This is a genomic window from Nocardiopsis sp. NPDC055824 (assembly GCF_053616335.1).
The window spans coordinates 1-18,000 of record NZ_JBSHDN010000137.1 but is presented as its reverse complement, the minus strand read 5'-3'; the positions used below and the strand labels follow the sequence as shown (position 1 = coordinate 18,000).

Annotated in this window: 18 protein-coding genes; 8 read left to right on the top strand and 10 right to left on the bottom strand. The window is 73.6% G+C overall.

The features are described from left to right. Nucleotides 1–61 precede the first annotated feature (61 nt). On the bottom strand, nucleotides 62–1,147 hold the full coding sequence (gene ychF, locus ACWGL3_RS22955) for a redox-regulated ATPase YchF (protein WP_267946528.1): 1,086 nt from the start codon (nucleotides 1,145–1,147) through the stop codon (nucleotides 62–64). 431 nt (nucleotides 1,148–1,578) lie between these two features. On the opposite strand from ychF, the gene ACWGL3_RS22950 reads away from it, so the two are divergent. After that, nucleotides 1,579–2,550, top strand: coding sequence for an FkbM family methyltransferase (locus ACWGL3_RS22950; RefSeq protein ID WP_267946529.1), 972 nt, complete (start codon nucleotides 1,579–1,581; stop codon nucleotides 2,548–2,550). A gap of 83 nt (nucleotides 2,551–2,633) precedes the next feature. Here the strand turns inward: ACWGL3_RS22950 and ACWGL3_RS22945 are convergent, their stop codons facing one another. Continuing rightward, a complete protein-coding gene (locus ACWGL3_RS22945; RefSeq protein WP_267946530.1) occupies nucleotides 2,634–3,389 on the bottom strand; it encodes an alpha/beta fold hydrolase in 756 nt (251 codons plus the stop codon). 312 nt (nucleotides 3,390–3,701) lie between these two features. On the opposite strand from ACWGL3_RS22945, the gene ACWGL3_RS22940 reads away from it, so the two are divergent. Beyond that, nucleotides 3,702–5,114, top strand: a complete 1,413-nt coding sequence (locus ACWGL3_RS22940) for a DNA recombination protein RmuC (RefSeq protein WP_452461766.1) — start codon at nucleotides 3,702–3,704, stop codon at nucleotides 5,112–5,114. A 231-nt stretch (nucleotides 5,115–5,345) separates the two neighbouring features. Next, complete coding sequence (locus tag ACWGL3_RS22935; protein ID WP_267946532.1) at nucleotides 5,346–5,888, top strand: DUF6542 domain-containing protein; 543 nt, start codon at nucleotides 5,346–5,348, stop codon at nucleotides 5,886–5,888. A 97-nt stretch (nucleotides 5,889–5,985) separates the two neighbouring features. On the opposite strand, the gene ACWGL3_RS22930 is transcribed toward ACWGL3_RS22935, so the two are convergent. From ACWGL3_RS22930 to ACWGL3_RS22915, 4 genes are all read right to left on the bottom strand, one after another. Further along, nucleotides 5,986–6,261, bottom strand: a complete 276-nt coding sequence (locus ACWGL3_RS22930) for an exodeoxyribonuclease VII small subunit (protein ID WP_267946533.1) — start codon at nucleotides 6,259–6,261, stop codon at nucleotides 5,986–5,988. Nucleotides 6,262–6,263: 2 nt separating this feature from the next. Continuing rightward, nucleotides 6,264–7,496, bottom strand: coding sequence for an exodeoxyribonuclease VII large subunit (xseA, locus tag ACWGL3_RS22925; protein WP_344185330.1), 1,233 nt, complete (start codon nucleotides 7,494–7,496; stop codon nucleotides 6,264–6,266). A gap of 75 nt (nucleotides 7,497–7,571) precedes the next feature. After that, nucleotides 7,572–8,084: a DUF3060 domain-containing protein gene (locus ACWGL3_RS22920; RefSeq protein WP_267946535.1), complete on the bottom strand. Its 513-nt coding sequence runs from the start codon at nucleotides 8,082–8,084 to the stop codon at nucleotides 7,572–7,574. Nucleotides 8,085–8,197: 113 nt separating this feature from the next. Then, nucleotides 8,198–8,962, bottom strand: coding sequence for a hypothetical protein (locus ACWGL3_RS22915; protein WP_452461765.1), 765 nt, complete (start codon nucleotides 8,960–8,962; stop codon nucleotides 8,198–8,200). A 294-nt stretch (nucleotides 8,963–9,256) separates the two neighbouring features. Between ACWGL3_RS22915 and ACWGL3_RS22910 the strand changes: the two genes are divergently transcribed. Further along, a complete protein-coding gene (locus tag ACWGL3_RS22910; protein ID WP_267946537.1) occupies nucleotides 9,257–10,228 on the top strand; it encodes a 4-hydroxy-3-methylbut-2-enyl diphosphate reductase in 972 nt (323 codons plus the stop codon). Between the two features lie 87 nt (nucleotides 10,229–10,315). Here ACWGL3_RS22910 and ACWGL3_RS22905 read toward each other — a convergent pair whose 3' ends face one another. Both ACWGL3_RS22905 and ACWGL3_RS22900 read right to left on the bottom strand, forming a co-directional pair. After that, nucleotides 10,316–10,888, bottom strand: a complete 573-nt coding sequence (locus tag ACWGL3_RS22905) for a DUF4245 domain-containing protein (protein ID WP_352984030.1) — start codon at nucleotides 10,886–10,888, stop codon at nucleotides 10,316–10,318. A 178-nt stretch (nucleotides 10,889–11,066) separates the two neighbouring features. Then, nucleotides 11,067–11,705, bottom strand: a complete 639-nt coding sequence (locus ACWGL3_RS22900) for a TetR/AcrR family transcriptional regulator (protein WP_267950514.1) — start codon at nucleotides 11,703–11,705, stop codon at nucleotides 11,067–11,069. Between the two features lie 182 nt (nucleotides 11,706–11,887). On the opposite strand from ACWGL3_RS22900, the gene glpX reads away from it, so the two are divergent. Continuing rightward, nucleotides 11,888–12,910 carry a class II fructose-bisphosphatase gene (glpX, locus tag ACWGL3_RS22895; RefSeq protein ID WP_267946539.1) on the top strand — a complete coding sequence of 341 codons (1,023 nt, stop codon included), beginning with the start codon at nucleotides 11,888–11,890 and terminating at the stop codon, nucleotides 12,908–12,910. A 221-nt stretch (nucleotides 12,911–13,131) separates the two neighbouring features. After that, nucleotides 13,132–14,832 (top strand): hypothetical protein, encoded by a 1,701-nt coding sequence (locus ACWGL3_RS22890; RefSeq protein WP_267946540.1) that lies wholly within the window; start codon nucleotides 13,132–13,134, stop codon nucleotides 14,830–14,832. A gap of 134 nt (nucleotides 14,833–14,966) precedes the next feature. On the opposite strand, the gene ACWGL3_RS22885 is transcribed toward ACWGL3_RS22890, so the two are convergent. Beyond that, on the bottom strand, nucleotides 14,967–15,794 hold the full coding sequence (locus ACWGL3_RS22885; RefSeq protein WP_267946541.1) for an ABC transporter permease: 828 nt from the start codon (nucleotides 15,792–15,794) through the stop codon (nucleotides 14,967–14,969). Continuing rightward, the gene (locus tag ACWGL3_RS22880; protein WP_352984024.1) at nucleotides 15,791–16,768 is read right to left on the bottom strand and encodes an ABC transporter ATP-binding protein; all 978 of its coding nucleotides are present in this window, start codon (nucleotides 16,766–16,768) and stop codon (nucleotides 15,791–15,793) included. The genes ACWGL3_RS22885 and ACWGL3_RS22880 overlap by 4 nt, the downstream gene beginning before the upstream one ends. A 404-nt stretch (nucleotides 16,769–17,172) precedes the next feature. Here ACWGL3_RS22880 and ACWGL3_RS22875 point away from each other — a divergent pair, with 404 nt between their 5' ends. Both ACWGL3_RS22875 and ACWGL3_RS22870 read left to right on the top strand, forming a co-directional pair. Next, nucleotides 17,173–17,550: an RNHCP domain-containing protein gene (locus tag ACWGL3_RS22875; RefSeq protein WP_267946543.1), complete on the top strand. Its 378-nt coding sequence runs from the start codon at nucleotides 17,173–17,175 to the stop codon at nucleotides 17,548–17,550. After that, nucleotides 17,547–17,963 (top strand): RNHCP domain-containing protein, encoded by a 417-nt coding sequence (locus tag ACWGL3_RS22870; RefSeq protein WP_267946544.1) that lies wholly within the window; start codon nucleotides 17,547–17,549, stop codon nucleotides 17,961–17,963. Before ACWGL3_RS22875 ends, ACWGL3_RS22870 begins: the two co-directional genes overlap by 4 nt. Nucleotides 17,964–18,000 lie beyond the last annotated feature (37 nt).

The window sequence follows — 18,000 nt, the reverse complement described above, 5'->3', positions numbered from 1 at the left end:
GCGCCGCCGCGGTCACGGCGGTGCGCGGCCCCTCACGGGTGCCGCGGGGTCCCTGGTCCGGTCAGACGTTGAAGCGGAACTCGACCACGTCGCCGTCGGCCATCACGTACTCCTTGCCCTCCATGCGGACCTTGCCCGCGGCGCGGGCGGTCTGCATGTCGCCCGCGGCCACGAGGTCGTCGTAGGAGACCACCTCGGCCTTGATGAAGCCGCGCTGGAAGTCGGTGTGGATGACGCCCGCGGCCTCGGGGGCGGTCGCGCCCTTGCTGATCGTCCAGGCGCGGGCCTCCTTGGGCCCGGCGGTCAGGTAGGTCTGGAGCCCGAGGGTGTCGAAGCCGACCCGGGCGAGCTGAGCCAGGCCCGACTCGGACTGCCCCAGGGACTCCAGGAGCTCCTGTGCCTCGTCGTCGTCCAGCTCGGCCAGCTCCGCCTCGATCTTGGCGTCGAGGAAGATCGCCTCGGCGGGGGCGACGAGGGCCTGGAGCTTGCCGCGCAGCGCCTCGTCGGCGAGCTCGTCCGTGTCGAGGTTGAACACGTAGATGAACGGCTTGACCGTGAGCAGGCTCAGCTCGCGCAGCCGGTCCAGGTCGATGCCCTCGGCGGCGGACAGCGACGTGCCGCCGTCCAGGACCTCCTGGGCCTGCCGGGCGGCCTGGAGCAGCTCCTGGGCGCCCTTGTCCTTGGCGTTGCGCTTGGCGTCCTTCTCCAGGCGCGGGAGCGCCTTCTCCAGGGTCTGGAGATCGGCGAGGATCAGCTCGGTGTTGATGGTCTCGATGTCGCGGGAGGGCTCGACGTCGCCGTCGACGTGCGTGACGTCGGGGTCGTCGAAGGCCCGGATCACCTGGCAGATGGCGTCGCTCTCGCGGATGTTGGCGAGGAACTTGTTGCCCAGGCCCTCACCGGTGGAGGCGCCGCGCACGATGCCCGCGATGTCGACGAAGTCCACCGTCGCCGGGAGGACCTTGGCCGAACCGAAGATCTCGGCCAGCTTCCCGAGCCGGCCGTCGGGCACGCCCACGACCCCGACGTTGGGCTCGATGGTCGCGAACGGGTAGTTCGCCGCCAGAGCGTCGTTCTTGGTCAGGGCGTTGAAGAGGGTGGACTTGCCGACGTTGGGCAGGCCGACGATCCCGATAGACAGACTCACAAGGCCCGAGTCTATGCGGACCGGCGGGTGGGACGGTCCCCCGCCGCCGGAAAGCGGCACCGATCACCGAAACACGCTGCACAGGGGACGCTGCTCACAGTAGGTTCGTTCAACGTCTCCGGGGACCGGGGGTGGAAACCGTCCGGGCGGCCGTGTGCCGCGCACCCGGGCACCCGCACCCCGCGTCCCCGGTCGAAACACGGCCGCTGACACGGGGGAGGCGGCATCCGGTGGACGTCCGGTCCGTGCCGGGCGGGGGCCACGAGGGCCACGAGGGCCACAGGGGCACGGTGGGCTCCTCGACCGACCCGGCGCAGCGGGCAGGCGGCACGTCCGGGGGTACCGCGCGGCGGCGCGGCCCCGCCGCGGGGGCGGCGGGGCCTTCCGCTCACCCTCCTCTGCCGCGGCCACGTTCCTGGGGGAGGACAACTGTGGTCACCGAACAACTCCGGGCGCTCGTGCGCCGCTACCCGCTCGTCCGCTTCGCGACACGGCAGATCCGCGTGCGCCTGCCCAGGCGGCTGGGCGGCCTGGACCCCGCGCACGTCCCGCCGTGGAGCCGCAGCTTCACCTTCGCCCTCCCGCGGCTGGCGTCGGACACCCGCGGGGCCGGGCCGGACAGCCTCACCCTGCGGCTCCCCGGGGACCTGACGGTGCCCCGGCGCCTGGCCGCGTTCGGCCTGGCCCGCCACGAACCCGACAGCCTGGCCTGCTTCCTCGCCATGCTCGGCCACACGCGGCCCGGGGCGGTGCTCGACGTCGGGTCGGGGGTGGGGGTCTACTCGGTGCTGGCCGCCGCGCGCAGCAGCCGGCCCGTGTTCGCGTTCGAGCCCACGCCCGAGATCGCCTCGGCCGCCCGTGCGGTGTCGTCCTCCGCGGACCTGGGGTTCTCGGTGGTGGAGCTGGCGCTGAGCAACCACAACGGCACCGCCCACCTGCGCCGGGCCAGGAACAACGACATGTGCAACACGCTGGTGCACGCCGCCCGGGGGGACCTGTCCCACATCACCGTGGGGGTGAGCACCCTGGCCCGGTGGAGCGAGACCGCGTCCGCCGCCCCGGCGGTCGTGAAGATCGACACGGTCGGCACGGAGCCCGACGTGGTCGCCGGGGGGCTGGAGGTGCTGCGCCGGTACCGGCCGTGGATGCTGGTCAAGGTCCGGCCGGACCGGGGGGTCGAGGAGCGGCTGATGGCGCTGCTCGACCCGTTGGAGTACACGTGGTACCCGGTGAGCGGGAGGCCGCCCTACCGGCCGCGTCCGGAGATCGCCGGACGGGCCTCACCCGCCACGGAGCGGATGTGGCTGTTCACGCCGCAGCCGGTCCCCGCCGGTTTCTGGACGTCGGTGGCCGGTTGGCGCGAGGCGCTCGCGGCCTGCTCCCCGGACTCCAGGAGCGCCTGAGGGGCAGGCACGGCCCGCGCCGGGCCCCTCCCGGCCGCGGCCCCGCGGCGGGGCCGCGGGCTGCCCGGGAGGGGCCCCGTCGGCTACAGCCGCGCCCGGGCCGCCCCGGCCACGGCCCTCCGGGGGGACGGCGCGCGGCCGCGCACCCAGCCGTCCAGGGCGTCGACCAGGGCCGCCGGTTCGTCGCGGTGGACGCAGTGGCCCGCCCCCTCCACGACCCGTACGGTGAAGCCGCGCTCGGCGAGCTCCCGTGCCGCCCGCGGGTCGACGGTGATGCCGTTCCCCGCGCGCAGGACGAGGGAGGGGACGGCCGGCCTCTCCGGGAGGAAGTCCCTCCCGGCGACCTCCGAGGCGACGAAGTCGAAGAACGCCGGGTCGAAGGAGGCGAAGCCGCTGAGCTCCTTCTCGACGTCGGCGTCGCTCCACCTGGGGTTGAGCTGGCGCACGCCCTCGACGTCCGCGGTGGCGAACACCCTGCGCATACGCTCACCGGCGTCGTCGGCCATGGGCGGGAGCCGGAACGCCGGGTCGACGTAGACCGCCCGGCGGGGCACGAGCCGCTCGACGGCCAGGGAGAGCGCGACCCCGCCCATCGAGTGGCCGACGACCGCGTCGAGCCCGGTGGGGAGGGAGTCCGCGAGGTCGTCCCCGAGCGCCTCGACGCTGTAGGGGCCGCGCGGACTGCGCCCGTGGCCGCGCATGTCCACGCCGAGCACGCGGTGGCCGCGTGCGACGAGTTCGGCCTCGACGGCGTGCCAGGTCCCGTGGTGTGCCATGGCCCCGTGGACGAGGGCGATGGTGTGGTCTCCGGTACCGCTGCTGTAGGTCTCCAGTCGCATGGGAGGGGGCCTCCTCGGATAGGGGGACTGCGGGGATCGGGGCCGGTGCGGAGTTCCGGCCTTCGCGTTCGAACCTCCAGGGTCTCGAAAACTTTTGCACAAGGAAAGAGGATGTCCGGATGCGGACTCGGGTCCGCGACCTCCCACCGCTCCCCGGAGCCCCGGACGGCGCCGCCGCCTCCGGACCGGTCCTCCGGGGCCGCGCGGCCGCACGGCCCCGGGCGGCGGACATGCCGGACTTGGTCGGCCTGCCCGCCGATGTCCTGCGTGGCGGGGAGACCGGGGCGCACGGCGACTGGCACCATGTGCGCCATGGACGGTCTCGCACTCGTACTCATGCTCCTGGTCGGCCTGGCGATCGGCGTCGCCGTGGGATGGATCCTCGCCCGCGGGCGGGAGGCCGAGGCCCGGGCGGAGGCCCGGGCCGCCGAGGAGCGGGCGGCCTACGTCGAGGAGCAGCTCGGCGACCGGTTCCGCGCCCTGTCCGCGCAGGCCCTGGACCAGACCAACCAGCGCTTCCTGGAGCTCGCGGAGGGACGCCTGCGCGCGGTCAGCGCCCAGGCCGGCGGCGACCTCGACGAGCGGCGGCGGGCGGTGGAGCGCATGGTGGAACCGCTGACCGAGACGCTGAACCGGGTGGAGCGGCAGCTCAGGGAGGTGGACGCGGGACGGGTGGCCGCCCACGCGGAGCTGGCCAAGCAGGTGGAGTACGTGCGCGAGGGGTCGGAGCGCCTGGGGGAGCAGACCCGGTCCCTGGTGACCGCGCTGCGGCGGCCCGAGGCGCGCGGCCGGTGGGGCGAGCTGCAGCTGCGCCGGGTGGCCGAGCTGGCGGGGATGGGCCCCCGCTGCGACTTCGAGGAGCAGGCGGCGACACGGGACGGGTCGCAGCGCCCCGACATGGTGGTGCGCCTGGCCGGGGGCAAGAACATCGTCGTGGACTCCAAGGTGCCGCTCTCCGCGTACCTGGACGCCGTGGAGGCGGGCCGGGAGGAGGCCGCCGAGGAGCGCCTGCGCGCCCACGCGCGGCACCTCCGCACACATGTCGACCAGCTGGCGGCCAAGTCGTACTGGGCGGCGTTCACCCCGGCCCCGGAGTTCGTGGTGCTGTTCATCCCCGGCGAGGCCTTCCTGGCCCCGGCCCTGGAGCACGACCCCGGCCTGTTGGAGCACGCGATGGCGCGACGGGTCCACATCGCCACGCCGACGACGCTGATCTCCCTGTTGCGGACGGCGCAGTACGCGTGGCAGCAGGAGGCGCTGAGCGAGAACGCGAGGGCGGTGTTCGACCTCGGCAAGCAGCTGCACGAACGGCTGGGCACGCTGGGCGGGCACGTGGAGGCCCTGGGCCGGGCGCTGACCCGGACCGTGGGCGCCTACAACCAGACGGTGGGGTCGCTGGAGAGCCGCGTGCTCGTGACCGCCCGGCGGTTCGGCGAGCTGGGCCTCGTGGACGGCGAGCTGGACCGGCCGACCGGCGTGGAGGAGCGCCCGCGCACGGTGGCCGCCCCCGAGCTGTCGGGGTACGGGGCGGAGGCGTTCGGTGAGGACGGGCAGGCACTCGGCGGACCGCTGCCGGACGACCCCGCGGGGCGTGACGGGGTCCGCGGGGCGGCTCCCGGAGCGGGAGACCGGGAGGGCTCGGATTTCGACGGTATTCGGCATGTGGGTAACAAGAGCAATGGTTCGACCGGAAAAGAACCCCGAAAGAGCGTGCACGGGACATGAATCCGCAGGTCGGCGCAGGTCCGACGATCCGCCCGAGGACAACTCGGGCGAGCACCTCCGGAGCGACAGAACCGCCGTGCGCCATGCTGGTGTCCCACGAGTGGGAGGCGTGTTCGCGACGGAAGGGGCAAGTGACCGAAATGGCGACACGTTCCCCGGAAAAGACGCCCTACGCTTACTAGAAGTGACACACTAAACACTGTGAGCAACACACTTGGGAGGCGAACGGCTATGCCCCCGCGGAAGGCGGACGGTCCGGAGCCCGGGCACGCACCGTACTTCGTGCGGCCCGAGGGCCGCGGCCGGGGCGCGCGGAGCGCCCGGAGGAGAGCGGGCGCCGCCCCGGGCGCCCCGGAGGGGAACCCCGTGCGCCGGCCTCCCCGCCTGACCGGTCGGGGCGGCGTCCTGGTCATCGCCGTGCTGAGCTTCGCCGGGACCATGATCGCCCAGTGGTCGGGCACCCCCGCCGTGCCGGGCATCGCCTTCACGGTCGCCTGCCTGGCGACGGCGTCCGCGGTCCGCCCCGCCGACCTGCTCTCGCTGTCGGTCAGCCCGCCCCTGGCGTTCTTCGTGGCGGTGGCCGCCGCCGAGAGCGTGCTGGCCCTGGGCAACGAGGGGTTCGCGCGGGTCCTGCTCCTGGGCCTCGCCTCGCGGCTGGCCGAGGCGGCCCCCTGGCTCTTCCTGGGCACCGCGCTGGTCCTGGTCATCGGGGTCTTCCGCGGCCTGCCCGGCAACCTCCGCGACCTGGGCGACGAGCTCAACGGCCGCGGGTAGCGCCGGGCGTGTCCGGTCGCCCCCCCGGGGGGCGGGCCCCCGCTCCCCCGAGGCGCACTCCCACCGCGCACCGGTCAGCCGCCGGGGCCCGCGCGGATCAGAAGGGCGTGTCCCCGTCCGCCGGGGGGTCGTCCTCCCGGCGCTCGTCCATGGCGGCGGCCATCTTGGCCCGGGCGCCCTCCAGCCACTGCTCGCACACGCGGGCCAGCTCCTCGCCCCGCTCCCACAGGGCCAGGGACTCCTTGAGGCTGAGCCCGCCCGACTCCAGTCGGCGGACCACCGTGTTGAGCTCTTCGCGGCTCTCCTCGTAGCTCAGCTCCGGCACGGCGGCCCCGCCGTCCTTGCCGTCGGTCTTCGTGCCCTTGGCGGCCATCTCTACTCCCCCTCGGTGGTGTCTTCGGTGTGGACGGACTCCACGGTGGCGGTCAGGCTGTCCTCGGCGAACCTCACCCGCAGGGACTCCCCCACGTCCGGTTCCGCCGCGGAGCGCACCACCGACCCGTCCGGGCGCTGCACGACGGCGTACCCGCGTGCCAGCGTCGTGGCCGGGGACAGGGCGTGCAGACGCGCCCTCGTGTGGCCGAGGCCCTCGCCGGCCCGGTCGAGCGACAGGGTGAGGCTCCGGCGGGCCCGGTCGCGCATGTCCGCGACCTGCTCCGCGAGCCGGTCGATCTCCCGGACGGGGCTGGCCAGGACCGGACGGGACCGGATGCCCGAGAGCCAGGAGAGCTCGCGCTCCAGCGCGCCCGTGAGGACCCTGCGCCCCCGGTCGCGCAGCTGCCTGATGATCTCCAGCTGCTCTCCCACGTCGGGGACGGTCTTCTTGGCCGCGTCGGTGGGCGTGGAGGCGCGCACGTCGGCGACGAGGTCCAGGAGCGGGGTGTCCTGTTCGTGGCCGATCGCGCTCACCACGGGCGTGCCCGCCGCCGCGACCGCCCGCACCAGCGCCTCGTCGGAGAACGGCAGCAGGTCCTCCAGGGAGCCGCCGCCCCGGGCGATCACGATGACGTCGACCTCCGGGTGCGAGTCCAGCTCCTTCAGGGCCTCCAGCACCTCGCGGACCGCACGGTCGCCCTGGACGGCGACCTGTCGCACCTCGAAGCGGACGGCGGGCCACCGGCGGCGGCCGTTCTCCAGCACGTCGCGCTCGGCCGCGGAGTCGCGTCCGCAGACCAGCCCCACCGTGGCGGGGAGGAAGGGCAGGGGCCGCTTGCGCCCCTCGTCGAACAGCCCCTCCGCCGCCAGGGTGCGCCGCAGCTGCTCCAGCCTGGCCAGGAGTTCGCCCAGGCCCACGTGGCGGATCTCCAGCGCGCGGAGCGAGAAGGTGCCGCGCACCTCGTAGAAGTCGGGTTTGGCGTGCACGACGACGCGCGCCCCCGCCTCGGGGGACGGGCTCTGCGCGTCCAGCACCGAGGTCTGGCAGACCACCCGCACCGACACGTTCGCGACCGGGTCGCGCAGCGTGATGTAGGCCATCCGCCCCCGGCGGTTGAGCTCGGCGATCTGCCCCTCGACCCAGATCCGGCCCAGGCGGCCGATCCACTGGCCGACGGCGTTGAGGACGACTCGTACCGGTTGCGGCGCCTCGGCGGAACTCTCCATGCCCATGGCAACCGAGCCTAGGGGAGGCCGGGGACAGTTCCGGGCAGGCCGGTCGCCGGGCGCGGCCGCGCCCGGCTCCGGTCAGCCCTGCGCGTCCCCGCCCGCGGACACCGTGTTGTCGATGCCGATGTCGGTGATGTCGGGTTCGCCCTCGGCGTGGTGGACGGTGTTCTCGGCTCCGGTCACGTGGATGGACTCGGCGCCGCCGACGTGGACGGTGAGGGAGTTGCCCGTGACGGTGACCGCGCCGCACTGGCCGTTGAGGACGACCTCCGCGCCGCTGGCGGTCACGTTGACGTCGCGGCCCTCGCAGTCCTCCGTGACGCTGCCCTCGACCGACGCGATGTTGATGTCGCCGGTCCCGTCGTCGATGGTCACGCCGCCGCCCTCGTCGAGGGTCACGTCGCCGTCCTGGTTCCCGACCGTGACGTCGCCGTCCGAGTCGACGGAGACCTCTCCGTCCTCGCTTCCGACGGAGACGCCGTCGGGGTCGACGCTGACCTCCTGGTCGGTGCCGGGGATGCCGACCGAGCAGCCGGTCAGCCAGAAGGCCGCCGCAGTGAGGAGCGCGGCGGTGGAAGTCGCGGGACGCATGGTCGTAGCCCTTCGAGCGGGAAGCGCCGTGGTGCGCTCGTCAGTAGGACGTTCCCCGCCCCCGTGTGGTTCCGCCGGGTCGCGGCACAGGCGCCTGCCGGGCCCGCCGGCTGCTACGCCCCGGCTTCCAGCTTGGCGATGCGGTTGTCGTACATCTTGATGAACTCGGTGCGCCCTCCGTGCGCGACCTCGTAGGCGCGCAGGTCGCGGACCTGCTCGATGCTGAGCTTGCGCAGGCGCGCGCGGACGGACGGGAGGGTGAGCTCGTCGTAGGTCGGCACGGCGAGGTCCTCGACGGCGGGTGCGGCCTCCTTGCGGACCTTCTCCAGCACCTCGTCGCTGGCGACGGTGGTGTGCGCCTCCGCGGCGGCCAGCTCCTCGGCGATGGCCGGGGCCTCCTCGGGGACGTCCTCGGTGGCCGGGACGACGGGCTCCGTGCGGACCTGGGCCCCCTCCTCCTCGGAGGTCTCCGCCTTCTCGGAGGTCTCCGCCTTCTCGGGGGTGGTCTTCTTCTCGGCGGTCCCGGACTCCGGAGCGGGGGTCGCCCCTGCCCCGGGGGCCTTCTCCCCGGGGGCCTCCGCCGACTCCGCGGCGGGCGCCGCGGCGGCGGGCTCGGGGGTCGAGGCGGGCGCCTTCTCCCCGGCCTCCGGCTCCGCGGCGGCCGGCTCCGCGGCGGCCGGCTCCGCGGCGGCGGGCTCGGGGGTCGCGGCGGGCGCGGCGGCGGGGGCCGGGCTCCCGGCGGCGGCCTTCTCCCCGGCCGCCTCTGCGGCGGACGGGGCGGCGGTGTCCGCGGGCTCGGCGGGGGCGGCCGGCTTCTTGCGCCCGAAGATTCCCTTGGCCAGGGTGATCAGTTTCGTGGCGATCGTCGGGTTCGACATAGGACGGGGGCTCCTGGGTGGTCTCGGCGGTGGGGTCGGCGGCACGCGTCCAGCAGACCGGGCAAGGCCGAGTCGGGGCGAACCGCCTGTGACAGATGCGATGGTGAACCAGGATAGAGGAGGGGGAACACCGCGAGCAGGGGATGGGCGAACGATTTCGCCACTTCGATCCACGACCGGACACATCCTGTTGCGATACCGTCACCTTGGCCCCGGTGGGGCGCGGATATCCCCGTAACGGTGCCATCGCCCACACCAGGGTCGTACACGGACCAAGCCACCTAGGATGTACGCATGACTGCGATGACGACTGCCACGAACCAACGCCGTGTGCTCCTCGCCAACCCCCGGGGTTACTGCGCCGGTGTCGACCGCGCGGTCATCACCGTCGAGAAGGCCCTGGAGCAGTACGGCGCCCCGATCTACGTGCGCAAGCAGATCGTGCACAACACCCACGTGGTGCGCACCCTGGAGGAGCGCGGCGCGATCTTCGTCGAGGAGACCGAGGAGGTGCCCGAGGGCGCCATCGTCGTGTTCTCCGCGCACGGCGTCTCCCCCGCCGTCCACGAGGAGGCGGGGAGGCGGCAGCTCAAGACGATCGACGCGACCTGCCCGCTCGTCACCAAGGTCCACAAGGAAGCCAAGCGCTTCGCGGCGGAGGATCGCGACATCATCCTCATCGGCCACATCGGCCATGAGGAGGTCGAGGGCACCAGCGGTGAGGCCCCGGAGCACATCCAGATCGTGGAGAGCCCGGACGAGGTCCACAAGGTCCGGGTCCGCAACCCGGACAACGTCTCCTGGCTGTCCCAGACCACCCTCTCGGTGGACGAGACCACCCAGACGGTCGACGCCCTGCGCGAGAGGTTCCCGAACCTGCTCGACCCGCCCAGCGACGACATCTGCTACGCCACCTCCAACCGCCAGGACGCCGTCAAGGCGATGGCGCCCGAGTGCGAGCTGGTCATCGTGGTCGGCTCCGACAACTCGTCGAACTCGGTCCGCCTGGTCGAGGTCGCCCTGGACGCGGGCGCCGACGCCTCCTACCTGATCGACAACGCGTCCCTCATGGACGAGGCCTGGCTGGAGGGCGTGACCACGGTCGGCGTCACCAGCGGCGCGTCCGTGCCGGACATCCTGGTGCGCGAGCTGCTCGACAAGCTCGCCGGGCACGGCTACGGCTCCGTCTCCCCGGTGACGACCGCCGACGAGACGCTGACCTTCTCGCTGCCCAAGGAGCTCCGCCGCGACCTGCGCGCCGAGTAGCCCCGGCCCCTGCATGCCGAACGCCCGGCGGGTGCGCCCGCCGGGCGTTCGCCGTGTCCGGGCCCGGAACGACCTGCGGACCAGGGCCTAGCCCTCGGGGGACTCCGAGGGCTCCGCGTCCCCGCCGCCCTCCGCCGCGGGGAGGTCCTCCAGCCCCTCGGCCAGGTGGGCCAGTTCGTCGAGTTCGGCCGAACCGGAGACGACCAGGGTCACGCCCTCCTCCCGCAGGACCAGGGCGCCCCAGTCCTCGGAGTCGTAGTGCTCCCACTCGCGTCCGCCGACCGCGACCGTGCCGACCTGCTCGGCCTCCTTGACGCGCTCCGCGACGACCTGCTCGGGGTCGGCGTCGCTCTGGGTGAACATGGCGTGGCTGTCGGCCGCCGTGGCGAAACCGACGCTCCACTCGACCGGACCGCTCACGTTGAGGGTGGAGCTGGTGGGCGTCCACCCCTCGTCGGTCAGCTCGGCCGAGGGCGCCCTCACGGGGTAGTCGGCGGCCTCCCCCAGGACGTCGGCGTCCGGCCGGTAGTCCACGGTGGGGATGTGCTCGCCCGAGCGCGTGGAGACCACGAACGCCATGATCAGGACGATGCCCACGAGGATCCCGAGGGAGATGGCGTAGTTCTTGAAGGTCGCGCTGGACCGGCTGTACTCACTCATGACAGGGTCCAGCTTGCCGCAGGTCCGGGGCCTTTCCGACCCGGGGTGGGCTTAGCGGCGCGCACCCCCGGCCCCGCGGCGGCCCTGTCCGACCCCCGGGTCCGGCTGTGCGAGCGGGGTCGGCGCGGCGAGGGGCAGCCCGGCGGACGCGGGCCCGGAACGGTCCGCGGAAGACCGCCTAGGCCTCGGGTTCCGCGGTCCGGTGCCGTGGTTCGAGCCGGGTGAGCAGACCGGTGATGTCGTCGGCGAGCCTGCGCGCCTCGGCGTCGTCGCGGCGCACCACCTCGGCCACGGCCAGCAGCATGGCCCCGCTCACGACGATCAGGAGGGCCTCGTCCACCGGCTCGTCCGCCTTGCGGAACAGCGCCACGTTGCGGTCGGTCCACTGGGTGAGCCGTGACCGCAGCTGGTGGTCGAACCCGGGAGGGCCGTCACCGCTGAAGAACAGGCGGGTCGTGTCGCCCTCCTCGATGCATCCGAGGAGGTAGGCGTGCGCGGCGATGTTCATGAGCCGTGTGGGATCGCTCTCACCGCCCGCCCTGGCCTCCACGACCGCCTGGTGGGTCCGCTCCTGCTGGCGCTGCTGGAACTCCTCGTACAGGGCGAGGTAGAGGTCCGCCTTGCCGGTGAAGTGGTGGTAGAGGCTCCCGACGCTGGCCCCCGCCACCGAGACGACCTCGCTGACACCGGCCTTGGCGAAACCCACCGTGTGGAAGACCTGGGCCGCCGCCCTGAGCAGGGCGCTGCGGGTGGCCGCTCCGCGTGGGGAGACCCGCGCGGGCTTCACCAGCTTCTCCGGCTTGTCCGTCTTGTCCACTGTCACACCCTCACTCCAGTCCGGCCGCTCCGGTCCGGATCCCGCCAGAGTAGACCTTCGCGCCCTCCGGACGACCGGCTCGGGCGGCCGCGCGGGTACCCGGGGCCGCTCGGGGATCACGTCGGGTGACTACCCTAAGACCTGTCCCCCCGCCCTGTTCCCTGTCGGAAGGTGTCACGTCCATGTCGCAGCCCAGTAGCCCGTCCGCGCAGCCCGCGGCGCCCGACCGCAACCTCGCGCTGGAGCTGGTCCGCGTCACAGAGACCGCGGCGCTCGCCGCCGCCCGCTGGGTCGGCAAGGGCGACAAGATCGGCGCCGACGGCGCCGCCGTGCGCGGCATGCGGCACATGATCAGCACCGTGTCGATGAACGGCACGGTCGTGATCGGCGAGGGCGAGAAGGACAACGCCCCGATGCTCTACAACGGCGAGCGCGTGGGCGACGGCGGCGGCCACGACTGGGATGTAGCCGTCGACCCCGTCGACGGGACGACCCTGACCGCCATGGGCATGCCCAACGCCATCGCGGTGATCGCGATGAGCCCGCGCAACACCATGTTCGACCCGTCCGCGGTGTTCTACATGGAGAAGCTGGCCGCGGGCCCGGAGGCGGCGGACGTGGTGGACATCGCCGCCCCCGTCGCCGACAACGTCCGCGCGGTGGCCCGCGCCAAGGGCAAGTCGCCGCAGGACGTGACGGTGGTCATCCTCGACCGCCCCCGCCACAAGCAGCTCGTGCAGGACGTGCGCGACGCGGGCGCCCGCATCAAGTTCATCAGCGACGGCGATGTGGCCGGCGCGATCATGGCGGCCCGTGCCGGCACCGGCGTCGACCTGCTCCTGGGCATCGGCGGCACCCCGGAGGGCATCATCACGGCCTGCGCCATGAAGTGCCTGGGCGGCGTCATCCAGGGCCGCCTGTGGCCGAAGGACGACGACGAGCGCCGCAAGGCCCTCGACGCCGGGCACGACCTGGGCCGCGTGCTGTACACCGACGACCTGGTCTCGTCCGACGACGTGTTCTTCGCCGCGACGGGCATCACCGACGGCGAGCTGGTCGGCGGCGTGCGGTACGAGTCCTCGCGCGTCATCACCGACTCCCTCGTCATGCGCGGCCGCAGCGGCACCGTCCGCCAGGTGCTCAGCGAGCACCGCCTGAGCAAGCTGTCCGCGTACAGCGGCGTGGACCTCACCTCCGCGCCCTGACCCGGCGTCCCGGGCCCGGACACCCCTCGTCCGGCGCCCGGGCCCGGCGCCCGGTGGCAGGATCCCGCCGCTCCCCCGGCCGGTGGGGGCGGCGCGGGCGCCCTCTCCCCGACCGGCCGTCCGAAAGTGGCGCGGAACGCGAACCACACCGGGGTGGACAGGCATCAGACCCGGCGTTGGCTGCGCGGTCGCGCGCGAAGAATTCCCCCGTCGGAGGTCCGATGTCCCACCCCGATCCCTCACAGCAGCCCCAGTGGCAGCATCAGCCGCCCGGGCGGCCCGGGCAGGGTTTCCCTCCGCCGCAGGGCCCCGTCCCCGGTCAGCAGTACGCCGCTCCGGGTGTTCCGGGCGGCGTGCCCGGCGCCCCGGGCGGCGGTGTTCCCGGGGGCCCGCCCCCCGGCCAGTACTCCGGCGGGTACGGCCCGCCTCCGGGCGGTGGCGGCGGGCGCAACCGCTGGCTGATCCCCGCCGCGGCGGGCGTGGCGCTCGTCGTGATGGGCGGAACCGTCTGGGCCACCGTCTCCCTGGTGAGCTTCGGCGGTCCGCAGCCCGAGTCCGTGCTCCCCGGCAGCTCCGTCGCGTTCGGCAAGGTCGACCTGTCGATCGACGGGTCCCAGGCCATGGAGCTGATCCGGTTCGTCGACCAGCTCCCGGCGGAGATGACCGAGGAGATGGACGAGCCCGACGGCGACATGACGGAGCTGTTCGCGGAGGTCTTCGTCGAGGCCTTCCCCGAGTCCCGCCAGGCCGACGTGGAGGAGTGGATCGGCCAGCGCGCCGGCGTCTCCGTGTGGCCGACCGCCGACGCCGCGGCCGAGGTCGACGAGGGCTCCGGCCTCGCGATGGCGCTGGCGCTGGCGGTCGAGGACGAGCGGCGCGCCGAGGAGGAGCTGGCCTCCCTCGCGAGCGGCGACGACACCCTCCACTTCGAGATGACCAACGGCTTCGCCCTGCTCTCCACCTCCGAGGCGGCGCTGGCCGACCGGGCCGCCCAGGTGGACGAGCACGGGTCCCTGGAGGACTCCGACGTCTACTCCGGCGACGTGGCCGACGTGCCCGGCGGAAGCCTGGCCGTGGGCTGGACGGATTTCACGCGCCTCATGGAGGTGGAGGGCGTCGCCGCGGAGATCCAGAGCGGGATGGCCGCCGAGACCGGTGAGGTGAGCGGCCGGGCCACCGCGTCGCTGCGGATCGACGGCGACTACCTGGAGGCGCGGGCGGACGTCTTCGACTTCGAGGTGGACAGCGCCGACCTGGCCTGGCTGGCCGAGACGCCGGGCGCGAGCGTGGCGGCGATGGAGTCGCTGCCGGAGAGCACCGTCATGGCGTTCGGCGCCAGCGGCCTGGACACGGCTCTGACCGACGCCTACGAGAGCGACGAGATCCCGTTCCTGAGCGGCAGCGGCGAGATGCAGGAGATGGAGCGCGAGTTCAACGCCATGGGCGCTCCGCTGCCGGAGGGCTTCACGAACCTGCTGGGCTCGTCCACGGCGTTCGGCGTCACCGGCATGGACCTGGACAGCTTCTTCGGCTCGGCCTACGGCGGCGGCGAGGAGTTCTCGTTCCAGTACCGCGCGGTCGGCGGCGACGAGGGCGTCCTGGGCGACTTCGTCGAGAACGTGGCCGCCTCCGACCCGTACGCCACTCCCCCGGGTGTGGCCACCGACGGGGACGCCGTCGTCGTGGCGAGCGGCAGCAGCGCCACCGGGCGCCTGGGCGACGACCCGGTGTTCCAGCAGACCATGCAGGAGATGGACGACGCCGTGGTCGCCGGCTACTTCGACATGCGCCAGGTGCTGACGGACACCGAGGTGCAGAACCCCGCCGAGTGGGGGGCGATGGGCCTGGCCGTGAGCGTCACCGAGGAGGGTCGGCGCAGCGGCGTCGAACTGCGCTGGTCCCCCAGCGGCGGCGGCGAGTGAGCCGGCGCGCGCCCCGGTAGGGCGCGCGGGGCGGCAGGACGGACGGCGCGGGAGCCCCTGGGGACGGCCCGCGCCGTCCGCGTGCCGCAACCCCCCCGGGGGACGGGGCGGCCCGCGCCCCGTCCGGGGTGTTCTCAGCCGACGACGCGCCGTCGCATCTGGAAGCCTGCCAGGAACCACATCAGCACGATGAACCCCAGCAGCACCCCGACGTGGAGGAGCGCCGCACCGGCGCCGAGCCCTCCGAACACCGAGCCGCGGATCAGCTCGACCGCGTGGTAGAGCGGGTTGGCCATGGCGGCGTTCTGCACCCAGGCGGGCAGCTCCGTGAGCGGGAAGAACGTGCCCGCGACCAGGAACAGCGGAGTGAACAGGCCGCTGAACACGTAGTCCATGGACCGCACCGACGTGATCACCGCGGAGATCCAGATGCCGAAGAGCGCGAACGCGAACCCGGCCAGGAACGCGATGAACGGCACCAGGAGCATGCCAGGGCCGGGTCGGAGCCCGAAGCCGACGGCGACCAGCAGGGGGACGCAGCCGTACACGCCCGAGCGCATCGCCAGCCACAGGGCCTCGCCGGTGACGAGCTCGCGCACGTCCACCGGGGCGGCGAGGATGCCCTCGTAGGTGTGCAGGAAGCGCCGCTTGATGAAGGTGTTGATGACGGCGGGCATCATCGACTGGAACATCACGGACACCGCCACGATGCCGGTGCCGAGGAAGTCGATGTAGCTGAACCCGGCGAGGGTGCCGATGAGGGCGCCCATCCCGAATCCGAAGCAGAGCAGGTAGAGGGTCGGCTCGACGACGGCGGCGAACGTGGTGGCGCGCCAGGACTGGCCGTACAGGATCCACTCGCGGGCGACGACGCCGATCACGGCGTCGGCCTCGATCCGTCCGGGGCGCGCGTGGACCTCGGGCCGGGCGTCGTCCCTGGCCCGGTCGTGCTGGATGCTCATTCGACGCTCTCTCCGGTCAGGGTCACGAACACGTCCTCCAGGGTGCTGGCCCGGCGGTGGGGGGTCCCCAGCCGGTCGCGGAGGGAGTCGGGCAGCTCCTCGGCGCGCAGGACCGACAGGGTGACGCCGGTCCGGCGGGTGGTGAAGCCGTGCTCGCGGACGCGGCGTTCGAGGACGTCGGCGCCCTCGTCCCCCGGGGTGTACTCCTCGACGGTGGAGCCCGCGTACTTGGCGACGAGGTCGGCGGGGGTGCCGCGCTCGACCACCGCGCCCTTCGCCATGAGCGCCACCTCGTCGGAGAGGCGTTCGGCCTCCTCGATGTAGTGGGTGGACATCAGGACGGTGACGCCCTCGTCGCGCAGCGCGGAGATGACGCCCCACAGGTCCTGGCGCACCTGCGGGTCGAGGCCGACGGTGGGCTCGTCCATGAGGACGAGCTCGGGTCTGTGGAGGAGGGCGCGGACGATGAGGAGGCGGCGGCGCATGCCCCCGGACAGGTCGTCCACGAGCGTGTCGCCCCGGTCGCCGAGCTGGGCGAGGCGCATGGCGCGGGCGACCGCCTCCTTGCGCCGGGCGCGCGGGACCCGGTAGAGGAAGGAGAACATCCGCAGGTTCTGCTCGACGGTGAGCTCCTCGTCGAGGTTGTCGTGCTGGGGGACGACGCCCATGCGGGCGCGGGCCCACTTGGACTCGGCGGGGATCGGGTGCCCGAGGATGCGGATCTCGCCCTCGTCCGCGAGGGACTGGGCGGTCAGCATCTTCATGGTCGTGGACTTGCCCGCGCCGTTGGGGCCGAGGAGTCCGAGGACGACGCCCTGGGGGACCTCCAGGTCGAGCCCGTCGACGGCGGTGAGCGTCCCGAAGCGCTTGACGACGCCGCGGAGCAGCAGTGCGGGCACGTCCGGCGGGGGTGCGTCGACGGGGGTGGAGGACGCGCTCCCGGGCAGGCGGCGGCCGGGCACAGGTGTGGTCATGGCCCAACCGTAGGCACCGGGTGCCCGGAATTCCAACGGGTTTACGCCCGCCGCGCGGACGCCGCACGGCCTGTTCGCGCGCCCCCGGAGGCCGGGCGCCGCAGGCGGGGGCCGCCCCGGCGACCCCCCGCGCCGCGCCCGCCCCGGGGGCCGCGGAAAACCCGTTGCGCCCGCTCGGAGACCCTGCCTACCATCGTCACTTCCGGGCCGGGGAGCCCGGAACCGGAGACGATTCCCGGGGGCCGACGCCCCACGGGTCAAGGACAGGTGTTGATGAACCGGAACGCGCCGAGCGCGCCTCACATCCCTGCGGGCCCCCGCACCGTCTGACGCGGCGCCCCTTCCGTCGAGAAGCGCTCGGCCTGCTCCTGCTGCCTCGTACCACTTCCAGCAAGGAGTTCCGGGTGTCCACCACCGATTCACCGTACGAACCCAGTCCCACCCTGCGCACCAGCACCTTCACGTGCCTGCGCTGCGGCCTGTCCGTGTCCGCCCTCGCGCCCGGGGGAGAACGGCGCGACCACTGCCCGAGCTGCCTGACCTCGCGCCACGTCGTCGACCAGGTCCGGGGCGGCCGCTCCGACTGCGGCGGGCGCATGGTCCCCGTCTCCGTCGCGGTCGTGCGCGACGGGGCCTGGATGCTCGTCCACCGCTGCACGCTGTGCGACGAGCTGGCCGGGAGCTCCGTCTCCCGGGACGACAACCACCTCGTCCTCATGAGGATCGCGGTGCGGCCCCTCGCCGACCCGCCGTTCCCGCTCGACCTGTTCGGGGAGGTGTGAGCGTGGGACGGCGCAACGTGCGTGACCGGCGGCCCCAGCGGGCGAAGACCGTCCGGCACGCCGCCGGCGAGTCCGGGTCGTTCCGGTGCGCGGGGTGCCGTCTGGAGGTCCCCCTCGCCGCACCGGGGACCAGCCACCGGAACCACTGCCCGAACTGCCTGGCCAGCCTGCACGTGGACCGCCGGATTCCCGGTGACCGCGCCGCGGACTGCCGGGGCAGGATGGTCGCGCTGAGCCTCTCCTCGCGTCCCGACGGGGAGTGGATGCTCATCCACCGCTGCGTTCGCTGCGGCGAACTCGGCTCCAACCGCGTGGCCGGGGACGACAACCCCCGCGCCCTGGTCCGGTTGGCGGTCCGCCCGCTCGCGGCCGCCTCCGACGCGGTGGCGAGGCGGGTGCTGCTCCGCCTGTAGGGGCGGCGCCGACGGGGTTCCGGAGGCGCCGCGGGCG